Annotated in this window: 15 protein-coding genes; 8 read left to right on the forward strand and 7 right to left on the reverse strand. The window is 66.3% G+C overall.

Annotated elements, in window-relative coordinates; all coding sequences use genetic code 11:
• Position 1: 1 nt before the first annotated feature.
• The 3 genes from G3I54_RS21785 to G3I54_RS21795 form a co-directional block, all read right to left on the reverse strand.
• Positions 2–1861: an ATP-dependent helicase gene (locus tag G3I54_RS21785; protein ID WP_164616538.1), complete on the reverse strand. Its 1860-nt coding sequence runs from the start codon at positions 1859–1861 to the stop codon at positions 2–4.
• 38 nt (positions 1862–1899) lie between these two features.
• The gene (locus G3I54_RS21790; protein ID WP_164616539.1) at positions 1900–3987 is read right to left on the reverse strand and encodes an AAA family ATPase; all 2088 of its coding nucleotides are present in this window, start codon (positions 3985–3987) and stop codon (positions 1900–1902) included.
• Positions 3988–4571: 584 nt separating this feature from the next.
• Entirely contained in the window at positions 4572–6506 is a 1935-nt protein-coding gene (locus G3I54_RS21795) for a PQQ-binding-like beta-propeller repeat protein (RefSeq protein WP_164616540.1), read from the reverse strand.
• Positions 6507–8122: 1616 nt separating this feature from the next.
• Between G3I54_RS21795 and G3I54_RS21800 the strand changes: the two genes are divergently transcribed.
• A complete protein-coding gene (locus tag G3I54_RS21800) occupies positions 8123–8965 on the forward strand; it encodes a nucleotidyltransferase domain-containing protein (RefSeq protein ID WP_164616541.1) in 843 nt (280 codons plus the stop codon).
• 52 nt (positions 8966–9017) lie between these two features.
• Here the strand turns inward: G3I54_RS21800 and G3I54_RS21805 are convergent, their stop codons facing one another.
• From G3I54_RS21805 to G3I54_RS21820, 4 genes are all read right to left on the reverse strand, one after another.
• Positions 9018–9584, reverse strand: coding sequence for a hypothetical protein (locus G3I54_RS21805; protein WP_164616542.1), 567 nt, complete (start codon positions 9582–9584; stop codon positions 9018–9020).
• Positions 9585–9601: 17 nt separating this feature from the next.
• Entirely contained in the window at positions 9602–10549 is a 948-nt protein-coding gene (locus tag G3I54_RS21810; protein WP_239144471.1) for a hypothetical protein, read from the reverse strand.
• Positions 10550–10946: 397 nt separating this feature from the next.
• Complete coding sequence (locus G3I54_RS21815; protein ID WP_164616543.1) at positions 10947–11333, reverse strand: hypothetical protein; 387 nt, start codon at positions 11331–11333, stop codon at positions 10947–10949.
• Positions 11334–11377: 44 nt separating this feature from the next.
• Complete coding sequence (locus G3I54_RS21820; RefSeq protein WP_164616544.1) at positions 11378–11569, reverse strand: hypothetical protein; 192 nt, start codon at positions 11567–11569, stop codon at positions 11378–11380.
• 379 nt (positions 11570–11948) lie between these two features.
• Here G3I54_RS21820 and G3I54_RS21825 point away from each other — a divergent pair, with 379 nt between their 5' ends.
• From G3I54_RS21825 to G3I54_RS39625, 7 genes are all read left to right on the forward strand, one after another.
• Positions 11949–12440 carry a hypothetical protein gene (locus tag G3I54_RS21825; protein ID WP_164616545.1) on the forward strand — a complete coding sequence of 164 codons (492 nt, stop codon included), beginning with the start codon at positions 11949–11951 and terminating at the stop codon, positions 12438–12440.
• A gap of 334 nt (positions 12441–12774) precedes the next feature.
• Complete coding sequence (locus tag G3I54_RS21830; protein ID WP_164616546.1) at positions 12775–13773, forward strand: hypothetical protein; 999 nt, start codon at positions 12775–12777, stop codon at positions 13771–13773.
• A 593-nt stretch (positions 13774–14366) separates the two neighbouring features.
• Positions 14367–16019, forward strand: a complete 1653-nt coding sequence (locus G3I54_RS21835; protein ID WP_164616547.1) for a transposase — start codon at positions 14367–14369, stop codon at positions 16017–16019.
• Entirely contained in the window at positions 16016–16801 is a 786-nt protein-coding gene (locus G3I54_RS21840; protein ID WP_164616548.1) for an ATP-binding protein, read from the forward strand. Before G3I54_RS21835 ends, G3I54_RS21840 begins: the two co-directional genes overlap by 4 nt.
• The gene (locus tag G3I54_RS21845) at positions 16795–17622 is read left to right on the forward strand and encodes an ATP-binding protein (RefSeq protein ID WP_164616549.1); all 828 of its coding nucleotides are present in this window, start codon (positions 16795–16797) and stop codon (positions 17620–17622) included. Before G3I54_RS21840 ends, G3I54_RS21845 begins: the two co-directional genes overlap by 7 nt.
• A 292-nt stretch (positions 17623–17914) precedes the next feature.
• On the forward strand, positions 17915–19024 hold the full coding sequence (locus G3I54_RS21850; RefSeq protein ID WP_164616550.1) for a hypothetical protein: 1110 nt from the start codon (positions 17915–17917) through the stop codon (positions 19022–19024).
• Positions 19021–19794 carry a hypothetical protein gene (locus tag G3I54_RS39625; protein WP_239144472.1) on the forward strand — a complete coding sequence of 258 codons (774 nt, stop codon included), beginning with the start codon at positions 19021–19023 and terminating at the stop codon, positions 19792–19794. The genes G3I54_RS21850 and G3I54_RS39625 overlap by 4 nt, the downstream gene beginning before the upstream one ends.
• The last annotated feature ends 3 nt before the right edge of the window (positions 19795–19797 follow it).

Genomic DNA, 19797 nt, shown 5'->3' on the forward strand with positions numbered 1-19797 from the left:
TCTACTGATGATCAGGTGCGGGGCTGTCGGTGAGTACGTCGAGCGCGAAGATGGAAGGAGAGGTGCGGCGTGGCACATTCCAGGCGTCCGTGAAGAAGTTGCCGGTGAGGAGTACGACTTCGTGGCGAGCGCGGGTCAGCGCCACGTAGAAGTTCCTTCGTGCAATGTGTAGTTCACCCTCCGTGAGGCCGTACTGTCCGTAGTAGGGGACGTGCTTGTTGATGAGGCCAGGGAGGATGACGACGTCGAATTCGCGGCCTTTGGAGCTGTGATACGTGGTCAGGGTGATTCGGCCGGGGGAGCGGCCGCCGGCGAGCTCGGCGAGGGTAAGTCCATTGGCGCATGCGGCCCGGCATTCTGCCAGCGCCGTGTGGTCTCGTTCATCGGAGCTGGCATGTGCGAGGGCATCCAGCTCCAGTAGAGCGCAGACGCCTTCGAAGAAGGCACTGGCAGGGTCGCTGGGCGCAGGTTCGGGCGTGGTGTCCAGGAGGGCTGCGAGCCGACGGGCCAGGCTGCGCGGGGTGTCTTCCTCGATGGCGAGACCGGCGTCGATGAGGCGTCGGTGCCACAGGGTCGCGAGGTCCATGATGGTGCGGGCCTGTGCGGTACCGGCCACGCGTGCGCTGGTCCCGGGCAGGGGGCCGGACAAGTACCGGCTGGTGCAGTCGGAAATGAAGTCCGCGAGAGGCCCGCTGGGGATCTTGCGTGCCTTCTCGGCGTCGTAGGCTGTCTGGGTGCGGCCGAGTTCGGCCTTGAGCTGCGTGAGGAGGGGGCCCTTGCCGGGGTACAGCACAGCGACTTCTTCGGGAGGCGTGCCGGCGCTGATCCGCTCCTGCGCAATCGCGACGGCGTGGGCGGCGTGCGCGTCGAGATCGCCCTCGACCCTCCTGTGCGTGATGAGTCCCAGTTCCTCGCGGTCTGGTGCCGGCCGGTAGCCGTGAGAGGCGCCCAGTACGCGCAGACCTGCCTCGATCAGGCGGCCACCGCTGCGGAAGTTCACGCTCAGGACACGCGAGGTGAAGTCGGCGCGCTGCCGAAGTTCCTCGAGGTGAAGGGCGTCGGCACCCAGGAAGGTGAACATCATCTGATCGGGATCTCCGACCGCGGTGACCTGCACACCGGAATCCAGCAGCGTCAGCACGATGGCGTGGAGGACCGGACCAAGATCCTGATACTCGTCCACAACGAGATGAGGGAAGCGCGCGGCCAGCATGCGCCGGACTTCGGCGCTGGAGCGCAGGACGGCCAGGGCGCGTTCGGTCATGGCATCGAAATCGAGGGCCTGATGCTCGTCGAGGAGTGCTTGGTACCGGGCGATCGTCTTCAGATAGCGCGGATCGAAATCCTGCGGGTCCGCGCCGGCTGCCAGTTGACGCCGCTGCTTGTTGAGACTGGTGATGTCCCGGTCGACGACCTGGCCCAGGCCAGAGTCAAGAGCTGCCTGTTCCCACCATGCCTTTAGTTGCTTGTCGTCGCTGACGGTCACCTGGTCCGGGAAAGGGACGTCGGCGAAGCGGGCGTAGGGGCGCAGGATGTGACGGAGGCAGAATCCGTGGATGGTGTTGCTCGCGACACGTCGACCGCCGGGCATCCCAAGGCGACGTAGCCGTGCGCCGACTTCGGCCGCCGCGGTGTCGGTGAAGGTGATGGCTGCCACTGAGCGGTGTCGCGAGGTGGTGGCCAACAGGTAGCCGATACGGGCGACCAAGGTGCGGGTCTTGCCCGCGCCGGGGCCGGCCAGTACCACCAGATTGCCCTGGTGCCTGGCGGCTTCCCGCTGCTCGGGTGACAGGCCGGTGAACTCCTGGGCCAAGGCGGCGGGCAGCCGGACCTCCGCAGTGACGAGCTGGGGCGGGTGCATCGCATCTCTCCTGGGCTGCGCGGACGGGGCGGTCTGGGTCAGCCGGCGGCGCGAGTCTCTCCGGCCGGTTCAGCCACCGGCTCCGGCCCCGGCCCCGGTGCGGGGACGAGCGGCTGGCCCAGGCAGGCGAGGCACAGCTGGTTGATCAGCGCGAGCAGCGGCCCGCATCCGCCCATCCGCAGCAGATCGTCACGGGTGACAACTGCGTCCTCTTCGGCCTGTAGCAGGAGACGGATCCGCGTTGGCAGGTCGTCGACCTGCTCGATGTGAGCGGCAAGCCGCTGGGCGTACCGCCCCTTGCTGACCTCCTTCTTCTCGATGCGGGTCAGGACAGCCTCGCGCTGCTCCAGAGTGGTGGCCGCGCGTGCTCCTTCCAGCGCTTCGGTGAAGTTTCGCCGTGCAATGCGGCCGTCAACGAGTTCGTCGAACGCGGCCTGCATCTCGACGTGCAACAGCCTGGCGATATCGACCTCCAGGGTGTGCTCGCCGACGAACACACGGTGTTCGGCCGCGTCTTTCACCAGCTGTGTGCGCCCCGCTCGTGCGCTGCCGTCGGCTGGCAGGGCGAGCTGCCGCATCTCCTCCAACCGTGCGCGGCAGTCCAGCCGCGCCTGTGGAGCAAGGGCGTCCAGCGCTTCCACAGCCCGGGTGAGCCCCCCTTCCCGCAGATGTGGAAACTGGTTGATGTCGAGGTCGGTCTGGTCGCCGTCGGTGAGGATCCAGAACTGCCTGTCCAGACCGTCGGGTCCGAGCAGCCGCGCATAAGGGGTGAACGCGGTGCCCTCGACACTGGCGACGACGATCCCGTACGCATCCAGGTCGAGGCCGGCAGCCTTGGCCAGGGCCGGGACCACGTAGGCCTCGGCGATACCCTCGACCAGGACGATGCCCCGGGCGAAGAGGATCTCCGCCCGGCTGACATTGAGGTATCGCTCCAGATCCTTGCGCTCCCGCTCCTCCAGAAGCGACGCCGGCACGGCTTTGGCCTGCACCGCCCCATCGCCCTCCTCGTACATCAGCACCAAGCTGGTCAGCGGGGTGACTGCAGCGATGTGCGGGCTGTGGGTGGTCAGCATCAACCGGTCCAGGCTGCGCAGCAGGTGGAAGAAGAGATGCCGCTGCAGCGTCGGGTGCAGGTGCGCCTCGGGTTCCTCCACGGCCAGCAGCGTGTCCTCGCCCTCCGCCGCGTTGCGGCGCAGCTCCAACCGCTCCAGCAGCAGCGCGAGATACAGCACGTTCGCCATGCCGGTGGAGGCACGGGCGATGTCACGGGTGCCGGCCGCGTCGATGTACAGCCGCACACTGCGCAGCAGATCCTCCTCACGCCCCGCGAAGTCCAGCGACGGCACAATGCCCGGGCGGGGGCCTGCCAGCGCGACGATGCGGTTGGTGAGGTGCTTGGTCAGTTTCTCGACGTTGGGATCATTGGCGAGCTGGGAGCGGGCTTGCTTCATCGTGTTGAGCGTCTGTGTGAGGATCTCCGGTGCCGGAGGCAACTCGCGCAGCAGCCGGGTGAGCGGACTGCGCTCAGGTCGGCCAAGATCCTGCTCGGTGTCCCGTAGAGCGGGCAGTACTGAGAAGGAGGCGTACTGCTTCACGTTCCGCATGCTGTTGCCCGGATCAGTGCCGCCGAAGATGGTCCACTCATAGTCCGCCGCAGTCAGGACGTCCGCCGCCGCATCTGCGTCCTGCGCGCTCTGACGTGCGGATTCCTCAACTGCACCCGCCTCCGGTGTCGACGGACCAGTTGTGGCTGCTCCGTCCCCGACCGGACGCCGTCGGGGACGGAAGAGGTACGTCAAGCGGGCAGTGAGCGGATCGAGACGGATGATGGCCCCGTCTAGGACGCTGCGCGCGTCCAGGTCGTCGTCGAAGCCCGACAGGTCGACCTCCACCCACACTTCGACCCCTTGGGCGAGCGTGGGGCCGCCGTCACGAATGTCGTCGGAGCCCAGAACACGGTGACGATCGAGCAGGTCGGGATCCAGAACAAGGCGCAGCGCGGCCAGCAGATTGCTTTTTCCCACCCCGTTCTCCCCGACGATGACTGCGGGAGAGGGGAACGGATCGATCGTCAGGTCCTCGAAGTTGCGGAAGTTCCTGACCCGGACGCGGCTGAGCTGCATGACACTCCTGGCGGTTCAAGACGTGCTGCACCCTCGCCGGCGCACCACAAGGAACCTGCGCCATGAGGGAGCTGCGAGGAGATCATCATGCTAATTGCCGCGCATGGGCTTTGTGTCCAGATCCGTCACACTGCTTTTCCGCGCCTGGCATGACCGCGGGCCGTCAGCCGCGGAAGGGCCCGCTGCATAGGCCGCATACAGGACGCCAGGCGTGCTGCAGGAGATCACTCGACTCATGTGGAATTGTCAGAGAGCGGTGCATCTTTGAGAGTCAAGAAGGAGGAAGGAGACGTGACGGGTTCCCTGAACTCACTGCGATTCGCTGCTGTCGCTGACGTAGAAGGCAAAGTAGACATCAAGGCTGTTCGCCCTCCGCTCGCCCGCGCTCACTGTAAGAGGGCTGCGCCGGGCGTTCGCTGCGACCCCGATACCGAACCCCTGCGAGAAGCTCTCTGGTCAGAGCGCGGTGCGGCTCTGCACGAAGGCAGCGAGAGACATATTCCGGTCGTGGGCGAGCCGCTGCCTGCTCCTGATGCGCACCCTCCGCCCCCGGCGCTCAGGAGCAGGGAGCGGCGTTCGGGCTGTCAGGTCGCGTGCAGGGACAGGGCGAGGAGTTCACCTCCGCTGCCGGTCACATACGCTCTGCCACCGGTAACCAAGGAGCTGCCTTGCCGAGCTTCGTCCCACATCACCTCGGCGCGCCGGACCTCCTTGCCCGAACGTGTGTCCCACCCGTGCGTAAGCCCGCCGCGATGGCACGCATAGACAACGCCCAAAGCGGTGAACGGCGCGGAGACGAACGAGCCGGAGGTCCTCTTCCGCCACAGCTGAGCCCCCGAGTCGGCGTCGAGTGCGATGAACTGGCGGGGCTGCCAAAGCCCGAGATAGACCACGCCGTCACAGACGCGCGCAGCTGCTGCTGCACGAACGCCCGCCCCTGTCCGCCACAGTTCCCGCCCAGTGTCTGAGGCCAACGCCACCACGTCACCACCGGTCGTGGTCACGTAGACAGAGCGGCGTGCCAGCGCAGGCTTCCCGGCAAGATCGCCGTCGAAGGAGTGATGCCACCGCATTCGTCCGCTGTCTGAGTCCAGAGCGGTGATCCCGACCTGACCTGGCCGGTGGCGTGAGACGACGTAAACGTTGGAGTCATCGACGGCCCAATGAAGCAACTCTCCTTCCTGTACTGCGTGCATGTGCAGGCTGCCGTCGGCGCCGAAGGCCCACAGATCGCCGTCCATCGTGGTGCCATCGCCGCTGTTGCTTCCATGGCAGGTCTGGAGGAACACCCGGCCGGCGCACACCCGGGGCGGGCCGGCAGGTCCGCCGCCAACCGGCCGCGTCCACAGCGGCACACGAGAGGCCAGGTCGAGCGCATGAACATGGGCGTCCGGTGCCGCGGTGAACAGCGTGCCTCGATCCACGACCGCTGACCCGTCGGTCATGTGGATGGGCAGCGGTCGACCCTTCCTCCCGGTCCGTGCGTCGATCGGCACCACCCGGCCGCTTCGGTCGGCCACGAAGACCTGACCGGAACCCGTCACCGGTAGGGCGTCGAAGGCCGTCTGCAGCGCCCAGATCCGCTTTCCTGCGGTTTTGTCGAACCCCACTAGCCAGTATCCGTCCCGAACCACGAGCGTCTCGCTCTCAAGTACCGGCTGCAGAGCCTTGCCGCTTACGGTCGGCGCGCGCCACAGAGTGAACTGCTGGCGGCCTGAACCTGTTCGGCCCCGTGACTCTTGCGATTTCGCTTGCTGCGGCACACCGGTGACCTTCGCCTTTCCAACGGCGCCCTTCGCCCCAGCGAGGGGGGCAAAGCACGCAAGACCATGAAGATCGGCTGTCAGAGAAGATAGGGAAACCTCCGCACCCTCGGGTGCGTAGATGCCTACCAGCTCCGCGAGGCGGGAGAACAGAGCATCGGCCTCGGAGGGCAGCCCCTCGGGTGTGAGCTGCTGAAGGCGCGCGACAGCTTCAGTCCTGTCGGATAGGTCAGCTCCCTCCAGACGCAGTTCGATGAGGGAGAGTTTGCTCAACAGACGCCAGGTCAGCACGTGGGGTGAACATGCAGCTCCGCCGGCGGGCCTTGGACGCAGGGCGGCGGCGACCAACGCGTCGACTTGGGCCAGACGACCGCGTACACCCTTGTTCGCGTAGCCGCCGCCTGAGGCCATCCGCCGCCTGAACTCAGCAGGGGTCGGCTCCGCTGCCGCGATGCTGGCCAGATCCGCTAGCTGGTGCGCCGGCTGGCAGGCCGGAACGACCGCCAGAGCCAGCCGCTGTCGACCGCTCTGCAGCAACGGCCAGTCTCCGACCACAACATCCAGGTAGGCACGAATGAGCTGCACCGAGTCTGCCTCGCTGGGAACCAGGCGCGGCCGGCGGCGCACCCCGACCGACAGCAGATGCTCCGCACCTGTCGCGCTACGCCCACGGACCAGGATGTCGTCGACCTTGCTGATGTTGCGTCCCTGGAACCGTACGTGGGTGGGGGTGATGTGATCTCCGAGCGCGGGCACCGGCCTACGTGTGAGGAGATGAGACAGCATGACAGCCCCGAAACGGTGCTCAAGCACTGTGCCGCCGCCGCCCGTCGAATACGGACCTGCGGAAGACGCCCCACCAGAGGCAGCCGCGGCTTCCTCACGTAGGACCCGTGCCAAGTTCACTACATACGGCTCGCCATTCTGCCGCGTCAGAGCCTTGGCCCTCTGCTTCGCATAGTGGTGGGGATTCATGCGTCGTCCTTCACCGCAGCACAGCCCCGTGACCCGGCTGCAGAAACGAACGCTCACCGGAATAATCTGTGCTGCTGCTCAGCCACTTTCGGCTCTTGTGTGCACCGTGTCGCGGTCACGGGCCGCGACGGAAGCCGAGGCCGTCACAGGCGGCCACTGCCGGGGTAACACCGCATCGGCCGAATAGGTTACGGAACGGGGCAGGGAGTCTGGGGGAGGACGGCTGGGCGTGCCTCGGATGTCGAGGTGTAGCTCCTTCTCAGCGCGTCCAAGCCGATGCTCCTACCTTTGGCTCCGGACAGTGCCAACGCCTTGAAGTCCTCGCGGGTCACCGGGCAACGGCCAGCTGGCCAAGACGAAGCGCGGTGTCGTATCGACCCAGTGATTGAGGAACCGGAGGGCGTCCGCGACGAGGACGGTGCGCTAGCGGGGCTTGAGCGAGAACAGGGAGCCGATGCGGTTGATGCCTCGGTGAGGTGCTGGGAACCGCGAGACGAGCTGTCGTACCGTCATTTTGGTGTGTCTGTAGACGGTGACCAACAGCACCTGGACCTCGCGGCCGACACCGCGGCGAACGAGGGCCCGACGTCTGGGCGATCAGCCACCAGTCCGTACCGGTCGGGCTGCGCCTGGCGTCCGTCTCGCTGTCTACACGCTCAGAAGTCCGGACGGAGCCCTCGTGCCGTACTGGTGCCACGAGGCGATTGCATTCCAGAGACAGGGCCCCGCCAGGTGGTGCAGGACGGGCACTGGCCCCTGCAACGGGCACTCGGTGACCCTCATCGCTCTCCTCCGCGCCTTCACGCAACCGCTGGATAACGTCCTTATGCGGCAGCGCCTTTGGAGATGGTTGAGGCTCCGGGGCCCGCGAGCCTTCGAGAAGTCCCCACCTTGCGGTGGGAGCACTCTGTGGCGGAATGCTGGGTGGAAAGTGTTCTGTCTGACTACGCTCGGTGGATGCCGTCTTATGCGGGTGATCCGCGCCATGAGCGTCTAGCCGCTGTCCTCGTTCCGTTGTTGCGTCGGTCGTGTCCGCCGGGCGGAGGTGGCTTCGGGGGATCTTACGAGCTCCGGCTCGGCGTTGAGGAGGCTGCCGGGTTGGGTGGGGTCGAGCTGATCCGCTCGGCGATGCGGAAAGCCGGCCGGTCGTTGGGGTGGTCGAGACTGCAGACGTTCGGTGGCTCGTTCCCTCAGGTAGCTGTCATGGGTGTGGTGGACCGGCGTGAAGTGCCTGAGGAATTCGCTGCGGCCATCGAGGTGTATGAGCGGAAGCGGGGGAGGGCTGCAGCGGAGGTACTGGGGCGAACGTTTGAGGATGGGAGACCACGTTCGGTACCGGGTTCTGTCTTTGTGACGACTCAGGAGTTCCGTGCCGCCTATGCCGACGGAGCAGCGGGGTGAAACGTGAGCGGGCGACGCGTCTGCTGGCTGACATGATCACACGGCTTGAAGGCGGCGCCTGGCCACTGGGCCTGGTGGAGGAGGTGTACGTCTTCGGCTCGTACGCGCGAGGCGCGCTGGAGCCGAACGACGTGGATGTCGTTATCGAGCACGGCACGGACGAGCGCTGGCTGGGCGAGTCGCTGGATGCGTCGATCAACGGGCGTGACTCGTATGTAGCGATGCGGCAGGCTCTCAGGGGCCGCACACGCGGAATCTCCTTCCAATTCCGCGGCCGCAGCAGCCTGCTCGACGAGAAATTCGAACTGTTCTTGCTCTGGCGCAGAGGTGAGCCGTTCTCCCTGGCTCGCGAACGCCTTGCTTCGCTGAAGGCGGACCCGGAAGCCGGGACTGCACCTCGGGACCACATGCTGGCCGCGTTCGAGGAGCTGGAGACCCCGGTGCCGCGCCCGGCGAGGATCGAACTGTACGGCCGCCATGCGAAGGGCAAGATCAGCATCACGCCGCTGAGGCTGACCGACGCCGAACTCGAAGACCCGGAAGCCGCTTTGCACGTACGCCGGCGGTGGACGAAGACGAGCCCCCTGCGACAGGCAGCGATGTGTGCCCTGGTTTCCCTGCAGCAGCGAGGCATGGATCTCACAGAAGTGACCTTGCACGGCAAGCGGTTGTCCGGTCGGGAGCAACAGGCCGAGCGTTGCTTCATCGATCTGGGGTGGAACGGCTTCGGGCATATGGGGCGCCTCCTGGACGGAGGCGTCACCTGGCTCGAAGTCATGCGCCCGCATCGCAGCAAACCCATGGACGCCCTGCTCATCGAACCGCGAACTCGTCAGTAGCCAATACCTGCCAAGTGCTGTCGCCCGTCGGCTACACGGGTGGATCCTCAGGTCACGTGCTGCTGTCGTACTGGCTGCGACGGCGTGCGAGCCAGTTGGGATCGCGTACAGGAACCACCGCGGAGGATCCTTCCTCCACCAGATCCGCATCGGAGACGGCCATGATTCTGTCGAAGAGCCATATGAACCGGGCGAACCGCATCGCAGCGAAGACCATGGCGTATTCGAAGACGAAGCGTACCGAGAAGGGGTCCGCGTCCCGGTCGAGCGAGAAGGCAGTCAGGAGCAGGCCGCATGCCAGTGCGGTGCCCTGGAGCAGGCTGCGCCAGGTCCGCCGGAGCTCGCCTCGCCGCTGTTGTCGCACGGCCTGCAACCGCTCGCCGTTCGCGCTGGTGTAGATGGCGATGGCGATGGCGCTGAGACCGCCGATCGCGGAGACCGCACCGATCGCTGCGCCGTACATGTCCGTACGCTGCGAGGAATCGATCCAGGTGAGCCAGTCTCCCGACCGTGTTGCCCGGACGGTGGCCAGGTGGGCGCCGATGACCGCCACCGCGATGAGGTAGTCGACCCAGGTGCGATCGGCCCACTTGTCGATGATGCTCGTACGGACGCCCACACGATCCCCCGCCTATGTCATGACTGCCCCGCGTCCACCGCGAGCCGAAGCGCGTCTTCGTGCTCGGCCGCTGCTGCCAGGATGGCATCCACCGCTGACACGATCCGGATCGAGTTGCCTTCGGCGTCGGTGGCCGGGACCCGCTTCTTGGCGGTGATGCTGTGCTCGACCAGCTCCACGAGACGGGTCTGCTCAGGGCCGCCGGGGTCGGAGTACACCAGCCGTGCCCGGGCCCGCTCAGCTCCGGTGACGACGTCGGCGATCTCATCGAGGTCCGCCAGCAGGTGCTCTCGGTGCTCGTTGAGTTCCTTGCCCCGCGGGACGGCGATGACCATCGTGACCGTGATCTCTCCGTACTCTTCGCTGGCGACGCGCAGGAGCCGGGCGAGTCCGCCTCGCCTCTCACGTTCGCTGAGCGCGCCCATCTTGTTGCCCAGGACCTTCACCTCGACGCGGCTTGCCCCCACAGCTGACTTGAGTTTCTCGATCTCGGAATGTGCGACGACGGGAAGCAGCCGCAGCTGGCTGCCGGGGAACATGTCAATGCCGTTGAGCCAGGTCTCCAGGGACTTGTGGCTGGGGGCGGAGACGCCGCCCGGCATGATGCCCACGATGTTGCCGAACGGCAGAAAGCACACTACGGACGTGTCGAGGTAGCCCTCGTGTGCCGACTGCTCGAGCTCGCGGAGGTCACCGGTGTCGAAGTTGATGACCGACAGCCATTCGCCGGCGTCCTTCACCCGGTGCAGCAGCAGATGGTCTTCCATATTGTGGGGGAATGTGGTGCCTACAAGCCGTGATTCACCCTCGTGGGAGCGGGCGCCGACGGGCGCCTGTGCCAGATCTGCGAGAGCCCCATCCCAGTCCATCGGTTCAGGGATGCGCTGGGCTGCCCCGTCCTTGACGACCACCACCTCGTAAAAGCCAACCGTGCGTTCCTTCATGTGGTTCAGCGTGGCCACCATGTACCCCCTCAGTCCTACGGCTCAGCAGTAAGCCTAGAGCCGCTGAGCCGAGATTCTGGAGAGATCGTAGGCGGACAAGGGAGGGCAGAGATCCGCATTCGGTCACAGCATCAGCCACGGCCTGCTGTCCGACGCTGTGTTACGGGCTCATCGGCACCCACCAGTGCGGTGCCGTCCTGCATGCGGTCTGGCTGTTGTGAACTGCTCCGGGGCCAGGCGGCCTGCAGCGCTGCTGGATGAGCGAGTGCTCCCGGAACTGCCTGTGACAACTACGGCCTCGGACCTCGACTACGCAGCCCTGTGGGTCAGTACGGGGTTCCAGGTAAACCATTGCAGCACCTGGGCATCGAGCCGGTACGGCGCGAGGCGAAGAGATTCCACGACGCGCGGCAGATCGTCATGTACCAGGGACGGCGCTGTAGCGAGCCCGGGCCTCGAAGCCGAGGCATTCTCTTGCGGCCAGGTAGGACACGAACTCCTTGTCCTCATCGCGGAGTCTCATAGCCATCCGCTCGACAACCGGCTCCCAGCCGGGCATACCGAAGTGATCCTGCTGAATCAGCGCTCCGGTTCCTGCAAGCAGGAGAAACTCCTCGCTGCCTTGCCCGTAAACATCCTCCAACTCGAGGAGATAGTTGACCCGGCCCTTGGCGTGCTTTCTGATGTCACCCAGCGCTCCGTAACCGAAGCGACTGAGTGTGCTGCGGGTGCCCGGCCAGACGAGACTACGGTCAAGGATCCGGTCTTCGAAGCTGAGGAGAGAGTACTGGTCCGTGCTGCGCACAGCCTCCGACGCTTGGTGAAAGACCCAGGTGTTCCGGGCGAACATCACGCCGTCATGGAGACCGTTCCTCCTCCCGCGCTCCCCGGCCTGAGCGTTCTCGATCGGACCGTTGCGCCAGCCAGTTGCGTGATCCCCATGGCAGCCGCCTGAGCCAAGGTGCCGTCGGCGAACGAGAGACCCATCTCCGCAAACTTCACGCGAAGGTGCGGTAGTGCCGCTTCGTAGTCGATGCTCATATGCCTCCGTCGCGAGTCCGCCTGATCTGCCAGCGTAGACAGTGGGAGCGCGAACCGGCGGTAGAGCTGAGCCACATGCCCAGGCTCTTGGCCGACGACGTGGCTGGGAACTTGCCACAACCACACGCCGACACTTTCTCCTTGGGTAGAGGTCGCATCTCCCTGATGAGCCCGTCCTGCGGGTCGGCTCGGTGCAATCCGGTCGGCACGACCAGTCCCGGCCCTGGTTGGCAGGGACGACCCCCGGTTACGCATGCGACTGGTCCAACAGACGCATGAAGTGACTCGAACTCGGTCCTCTCGGCGCCTGTTTCGGTCATGTCCGTGCGTATGCGTCTTCCAGTGCGAGGGGGCCGGGATGCTGCGCCATGCTGGGTCTATGACTCACCCGCAGCCTTTTCCGTATCCCGTCAATTTGACTGTCACGCACTGTGCGGTGGGGACCGGAGGCCTGGAGAGCGCCGTCCCTCGTGGGCGGGAGGTCACCGTCACCTTTGCGGAGGAAAGGGTGGTACTCATCGTTCTGAGTGCCGTGCAGGCGCAGCAACTTGAGGAAACTGTGCAGTACTTCGGCTGGCCGGCTTGGCCAGCCCCGGCAGTCCCGCCCAGAAACTTCGAGTGGAAAGCGATCTTCGACAGCAAGCGCCGAACTTTCAGAGGGCTGTTCCGCATGCCTCCCGGAGACGGCGAGTCGGTCGCTTTGCATGTCCCGTCGACTCCGATGACGCCGGCCATGTGGGACATGGCGGAGAAGCTGCAGTCAGTCGTGCTGTGCTGCGGGCTGAGCGGTGACCCCGAGCCCGCCGACATCGGGTCCGCTGCGCAACGCGACGCGCTCAATGCGGTCTTGGTGGAAGCAATGATCAACTGACCGCACCACTGCAGATATCCAGTGCGAGGATCCGAGCACCGTTCTATCTACAAGGTGCTTGCGGTTGGTCAGACCGTAGCCGCGCTCCTGACGAACTCGAGCTTTGTCCCCCGCGACCGACCGTCCCAGCCCTTCGCGCCACCAAGAGGCACGCGGCGGAAGCCACTGCCTGTACTTCCTGCCCAGCTCCTGCCAGAACCGGAAGCAAGTAACACGCAGCAACCGCGGTCAGCAACCTCACGACCAAACGACCCACCACAGTGCATTCTCCCCTTCACGAGCCGTGGCCTAAGCCAGACCGCCCGTGAGGTCTCCGCCACGCACAGGGACTACTGTGACTACCGAATTCCAGCAGAACACAAGGGACGCCTGGGGTGTGCACTGGGCGCCAGGCGGGGGAGAGGCAGGCCTGCCACCGGTCGAGGTTCTGCACGATCCCGGCGACGAGCGCAGCGTCATGGCTGCAGCTCTTGGGGCACATCGCCCCGACCAGGGCCAGATCACCGTCCACCCCACCCCGGTCAGCACCATGCGGGCCACTCTCGCCCACGATGTCCTTCGTGCGCTCGGCAAGTCCCCCCTGACGAACGCTCCCCAGTACGACTTCTGGGCGTCGGGATCGGTTCTTCCTTGGAGAGCGGTGGCAGCCTGGATCTCCGTACTCGGCATCACCCGCCTCGTCATCTGCCGGGCACAGGGGATCAGGCCCTCGCAGTGGACCGGGCTCCTTGCTTTGCGTGCCCTGCTCGGGATACGCCTCGTCCTCGTGATCCATGGGCGTGCGCCGGCACCGCTCAAGCGGCTCCTGGATTCCGTCGACCACTGCAGCATCGACAGCATGGACGCCCTGGCTCCACCCAACTGCGCCTCTCCCGGCAAACCCACCCCATGGCGGCATGCATACACGGTCTACCCCGCCAGTCCGAAGGCCCCCTGGTGTGATCTGCCCCCGCCGCCGCGACGTCCCGCTCCTGACAGCATCCGGCCCTACAAGCCAGTCGTGGCCAGGAAGAAGCAGACGACCGACCCTGCCCGCCAGGACAGCGTGGCCGCTGATCGCATCCATGCTCACATTGCTCACCCGGTCCACGCCGCCATCGTCGCGGTGCGTTTCCTGACCGGCTGCACCACTCACCAGGCCACTCTCATCCGCCTGCCCGAAGCGGAGCTGACCGGCTGGGCACCGGCGTGGGCGCAGCCTCTGGTGGCCGCGGCAAGCCGCTACCAGCAGCTGACCGCAGCCCCCGGCCAATCATCTGTCTTCAGCCTCATGCCCCGTGAGTACGAGGCCGTCGAAGAGGCGCTGCTCGGCTGCCGACTACGACCAATCTGAAACCCCTCGCAGCTGCCCGCTGGCAGCCTGCGCGGCGCCGCAGGGAGGACTGTTCTCGCGCTCTCGCCCTGGCGGCTCTCCAGCCCAGCACGCGGCGCCCTTGTGAGGCGTGTGCCGGCCAGGATCACGGAACTGCGGGCGTCGCAGGGCGCACGGTGGGGGGGAGCGAAGACACGGCCCTGCCCCCTGTCCGTGTTGCCTGCTGTCACACGGGCTGACCAACTTCATGGCCGCTACTGCAGGTGTGGCGACGGGGCCAAGGGGCGGGTGCCCGAACCTGTCCGCGACACATCGGCCTGAGGCTGAGTAAACGGAACCAAAGCCCACCTGGCTGTTCAAGACCGGCCGAAACCAGAAGCGTAGCCAGCTACATCACGGCATCAGCGAACGGTTCTCGACAACAGTGATCAACGAGGCCGATCCAGGTGATCAAGCTGATCAAATTGTCTGACCGCTCAGGCGCCATCCGGCTAGGGCGTGTGACACGCCCGCCACGAAAGACCACCGAGACTGATGCCCCCTACTGCTGCGCCGAGCCATGCGATGCCCGGACGCGCCATTCCGTCAGACACCACCCCTCCCGCACTGCGCTCATGCGCATCGGACCCACCCGGCGAAGTGCCACTGCATGCCGCATTACGCGTCTCCTGCACGACGCAACCGCCGGCATGGTGAAACCAACCGCACCCGTCGAGGAAGACCTCGGAATCAGCCCTGCCTCGCTGCGTGCTTCCGCCGTGACAGCGCTGCTTGCAGAGCGACAGGCGCACACCTTGTCCACCGCACAAGTGCAGGGCTGCGCATGGGCATTGGGAAAATCCGAGCGGACCGTATGGCGTTGGCTGAAAGAGGCCGAGAGTGAAGGCCGCCTGGACCGTAAGCCACGTCAGCGGTTCGAGATCACCGAGGACATCGAGGTCCTTCTCGCCTATCACCGCGGCAATGTGAAGCGCACCCACGAAGAGCTGGCCGTCGATGCGGTGGCCAGGGGCGAGAAGCCCGTTTCTCTGTCTGCCGTGCGGCGCGCGGTGCGACGCGACCTGACCCCGGCCCAAAGAGCAGCACTCCGCCTGGGGCTTCCCGCAGCCGAGACGTGCAACCCACGATTCCAGCGCCCGGCCGTTCACCGTAACGAGGTCTGGGAAGGCGACCACAAACAGGTGCCCGCCGACATCGCCCTGCCCAACCGGCGGCTTGTCCGCCCGTGGCTGACCTGGTTCATCGACCGGGGCTCCGGCAGGGTCATGGGATACGCCGTCACACCTGTCTCGGCACACCGGGGCTCCGTGCTGTCAGCGATGCACAGTTCCATGCGCAGAGACGGAAAGTTCGGGCCGGCAGGCGGCCGCCCCGATCTTGTCCGGATCGACAGAGGCGCCGACTTCCTCTCCAAGACCGCCACCGCGGCCTTCGCTCTCCTCGGCATCCCTGTCCACGTTGTGAAAAGGGCTCACCTCAAAGGTGGTGTCGAGCGCATGAACCTGACCGTCACAACAAGGTTCTTCGCCGACCTTCCCCGCTACACCAAAAGCCAGCAGCTCGATCACCGCACCAGGTCAGGCGACGCCGACCCTCCGCTGACGCTCAACGGATTCATCACGCTCCTGGACCAGTGGATCCGGGACTACAACAGCTCCCACATCAACTCACGCACTGGCATGACCCCCGACCAGGCATGGGAGAGCGATCCCGCACCGGTGCGTGACGTGCCGGCCCGGGCCCTGCACCAGTTCATGCTCGAGAGCGACCGCAAAGGACACCGCGTCACAGCCAAGGGCATTCAACTGGGAGACCGCTACTACATGGGCTCCTGCATCACCGGGCGCATCGGGGACCGCGTGCGGGTGTTCTGGCTGCCGCACCACCACGACGAGATCGAGGTGTACGAATACGACGGCGACGGCCGCTACCTGGGCACCTGCGAGCTGTCCGACCGGGCCAGCCCCGACACCGTCCGCGAAGTGCGGCGTGCCCGAGCAGACCAGGAAGCCCGGGCACGCCGAGTCCTGAACCAAGCGGCCAAGGAACGACGCACCCGCTTCGCCCCCATGACCCAGCCGGACCAGGAAGCGAAAGAACTCACCAAGGTTCTCACTGTGCACCAGGCGAAGACCGCGCTGAACAAGTCCACCCCACCCGCGCCCTCTCCCAGGCGCAGCTCCACGCCCTACATCCCGGCCCACCCGGCGGCCCCCGACTGGGTCCTACCGGGCACACCCACGTCAGCAGAGGACACCGACGCATGAGCCCGACCGCCCCCGCTCCCGATGAGCAGCAGCCGCAGAACGGGCAGCCGCGGACCTTCCTCGATCTGAAGGACACGGTGACCGTTGCCACCGACACACTCATGGAAATCCAGGACAACGTTCGTGACGCCATCGACGCACGGTGCATGAGCGTCATCTACGGTGACGCCGGACTGGGAAAGACCTACGGAACGGAAGCAGCGCTCAAGCAGGTCGATCCCCAGCTCCTGCTGACGCTGGAGTTCACCCGGTCACGTCCAGGGCCCAAGGACGTTCGAGAGGCGCTTTTCCACCAGCTTCACCTGCCCGGCGTGATGCCCGGGGAGCCGACCAAGATGTACCGAGTCCTCACCGAGGCACTCCCTCGCCGTCCCTACGTCATCGTGTGCGACGAGGCACAGCAATACAAGCGCGAGAGCTTTGAATACATCCGCAGGCTCTGGGACACCGGCCCGGAGAAGACCCGGGCCACCATCATCTTCGTCGGAGGCAAGGAAGCCTACGACACCATGCAGAGCGACCCCGCCCTCGCGTCACGCATCCACATCCGCCAGGAGGTCCTGGCCATGTCCGAAGAGGAGGTCCTGAGAACCATCCCGAACTTCCATCCCGTCTGGAACGGCGTCGACCCGGAGCACCTACGTACCCTCGACATCCGTTTCACCCGCGGGGGCTTCCGCAACTGGGTCAGCGTCACCGCACATGCCATCAAGGGCAAGAAGCTCCTCAAAAAGAAGACCATCGACAGCGAGCTCGTCGAGTGGATTCTCCGCAAGTGCTGAACACCGGCCAGGACCTCAACAAAGGTGCACTGCGGGGCCGGCTCCCAGAACCACACCCCCTCTACGCCCTCCTGCCCACCACCGTGCAGCCCGAGCTGCACTTCCTGGGCGTCCCGGGCATCCGACCGTTGCACACCCCTGCCGTCCAAGCCGTCCGGGAAGGCCTGCAACAAGCCCAACGGGACCAAGCCTTCCTGCACCTGTCAGGCCCCTCGGGCACCGGCAAGACCTTCTCCACCAGAGCGCTCCTGGACGTCCTGGGGATCCCGCACTACGTCCTGGGCGCTGAACGCGCCCGCCCCGGCCCGCAAGACCTGCGGGCCGTCCTGCACACCGCCCTCGGCCTGGAGGGCACGCCCCCTAAAGACCCGGGACTCGCCGACGCCCTGATCCAGCAGGTCCTGCACACCCAGCGGCCGGTGCTGCTCTTCGACGAAGTCCACCAGATGTCCCACTCCTGCCTCGAATACCTGCGCTACCTGTTCGACGCAGCCCAAGGCCTGTGCATCGTCCTCAACAGCTGCACCGACCGGCGCACTGCAGTGGACGTCCACCCCATGCTGTCCACCCGGACCTGCGCATGGCTGACCACCGAGGCGATCGCCGCCAACGACATGCCCCACGCCGCCACCCTCCTCCACCCCCTGTGGCAGGACGTGCCCTCAGCCGCTCTCGGCGACCTCGACCTGCGTCACGGCCGCGGGAATCTGCGCCGCTGGGCCGGCGCCACCCGCCACCTGCAACGCCTCCTCACACGCACCGGAGACACTCATCCCCGCCAGCACCACCTGGACCGCCTCGCCACCAAACTCGCCCGGTGACCCCGAGGCACACCTCCAGCCCGACAACCCGGCATCTGCACCAGCAGCACCTCCTGTCCTGCTGTTCCTGGACCCCACGGATGATCCACGCCCCCAGCGGGCCGCCCTGCACGCATCCGACCCGCAAACCGGGCGTATCGCCGTCGACCCCACTCCACAGACGAAAAACTCCGCCTACCTCGCCCGCGACCTCCTGAGTGCCCTGGGCCGCCTCCGCCTGGAGACGGCAGCCAAGGCCCCCGCACTGCCCGCAGCTGATGCGTGGCGAGCCGTGAGCTGCTGGATCACCGCCATGAACATCCACCAGGTGACCATCCTGCGCGCACATCTGCTCACCCTCGAACGGGCACAGCAACTCGCGGCCCTACGCCTGCACACCGGCATCCAACTGGTCCTGCACGCCAACCCCTCCGGCGACCGGGCCCACCAGGCACTGCTTTCCCTGCTCACCTCAGCAGACCTTCACACCGGCCTGCACAGCGAGGAAGAGCTCCGAGCCGCCATCACCCACCACGGCGCACCCGCTACCCGTGTCAAGCAGGCCGGACCCGACCACCACCACACATTCCCCAATCTGCCGACCACCCCCATGACCGGCTTCCGGGCCGACCTGCGACGACGCCTGCTGCCCGAAGACCAACACCAGGCCGACGGTCAGTACCGGGCCGCCCTCCAGGCCGCAGCCCACTGGCTCACCCAGCGCCCCCACAGCAACCGCCCGCACCCACCGGACCTCGGCACTCCATGGAACGACATTCCATCCCTGCAGTACTTCCTCTCCCGCCTTACCCACAACAGCCCCACACCCCAGCACACCCTCATCCGCATCCGCGGCGCCCAGGCAGGATTCCTGCGCAACGGACTGCTCCTGGACGTCCCCGAAGACCTCGATGCCGCCGGCGGCCCCGGCATCACCACCCGACCCTGCACCCCGAAAACCGTCCAACACCTCAGCGTCATTCTCGGCCCAACCCAGGCAGCCGGTCTTGCCACGCTCCTTTTCACCGGAGCCCACCCCGACCTCGTCGCCTCAGCCACCGTCGACTCCGTGACAGCCAACGCCAGCCGCATCCACCTGCCCGCGCACGGCCACATCCACGGACACCCCACCGGCCAGAGCCCTTCAGACGACGAGCCCCGCTCCACCACCGTCTACGCCGTTCCCCCGCGCGCCCGCCCACTCCTGCACGCCGCCCTGCTGTTTCGGCAGCGCGAACAAGCCCCGGCGCACTTCCGCCTGTTCTCCAACACCTTCGGACACCGCCTCACCGCCCTGACCGAAGATCTCGCCCTCCCCATCCCCACACTCGTGCACCCGCACCCGGCACCCGACTGGCACCAGCAAGCCAGGTGCTGGCACATCGCCGCCCCACTGCGCACCACCACACGGCAGGCGCCATGACGAAAAAGCCCACCCGTACACCCGAAGAACCCGACAACGCCTTCAGCACACCCTCATTCCGATACGCGTACATCCGCAGACGCGCTCGCGACGTCGGGCTCACCTCCACGGACCTGCAGAACATCACCGGCGTCCCCACTGCCCGCCTCGAACAACTCCTGACACCCGCCGCAACCAGCGCAGCCCGCCTCCTGCACCTGGCCAAAGCCCTCGACACCACACCACAAAACCTCTTCGCCGACCCCGACACCCCCGACGGCGCGCCCTACCCCCTGGCCGAACCACCCACCACCAAAGCCGACGACCCCACCATCCTGCACGCCGCCCTCCTCACCGGAACCGGCCACCGGCTGCTGCGCACCACGGTGAACGACGTACTGCTGTGGCACCCAGGCCGGACCGAACACGCCGCCATCGACCTCGGCAAGCGCCTGCGATCAAAACCGGGACCCCACCGGCTGCTGCGCACCAAGGAACACCTGCAGCTCACCTCCGTCCCCAACCTCCTCACCCCCCACCAGACCGCATCGCTGATCCACCACAGCCACCGGCCCACAGCCCTCAGCCCTCAGGAAGCCGCGCACCTCCTCTCCGTCCTGCACCACCATCTCCATGGCCCCCACCCCGGCCCCACACCCGCCGAAGACCTCCCAGCACACATCGAACGACGCCTCCTGGACCCCACCAGCAACACCCAGCACCACGCACCCCACCGCGACGTCCTATACGCACTCGACCTTCCCGTCGCAGAAACAACCGACCCCAGGTGATCC

The sequence above is a fragment of the Streptomyces sp. SID14515 genome (assembly GCF_010548505.1).
Lineage (GTDB): Bacteria > Actinomycetota > Actinomycetes > Streptomycetales > Streptomycetaceae > Streptomyces > Streptomyces caviscabies.

Coding starts and splice junctions, on each gene's coding strand:
- G3I54_RS21785 (WP_164616538.1), bottom strand. CDS start 1,861: ATGCACCCGCCCCAGCTCGTCACTGCGGAGGTCCGGCTGCCCGCCGCC.
- G3I54_RS21790 (WP_164616539.1), bottom strand. CDS start 3,987: ATGCAGCTCAGCCGCGTCCGGGTCAGGAACTTCCGCAACTTCGAGGAC.
- G3I54_RS21810 (WP_239144471.1), bottom strand. CDS start 10,549: ATGGTGGCCACGCTGAACCACATGAAGGAACGCACGGTTGGCTTTTAC.
- G3I54_RS21820 (WP_164616544.1), bottom strand. CDS start 11,569: ATGAGCATCGACTACGAAGCGGCACTACCGCACCTTCGCGTGAAGTTT.
- G3I54_RS21825 (WP_164616545.1), top strand. CDS start 11,949: ATGACTCACCCGCAGCCTTTTCCGTATCCCGTCAATTTGACTGTCACG.
- G3I54_RS21835 (WP_164616547.1), top strand. CDS start 14,367: ATGCGCATCGGACCCACCCGGCGAAGTGCCACTGCATGCCGCATTACG.
- G3I54_RS21840 (WP_164616548.1), top strand. CDS start 16,016: ATGAGCCCGACCGCCCCCGCTCCCGATGAGCAGCAGCCGCAGAACGGG.
- G3I54_RS21850 (WP_164616550.1), top strand. CDS start 17,915: ATGAACATCCACCAGGTGACCATCCTGCGCGCACATCTGCTCACCCTC.
- G3I54_RS39625 (WP_239144472.1), top strand. CDS start 19,021: ATGACGAAAAAGCCCACCCGTACACCCGAAGAACCCGACAACGCCTTC.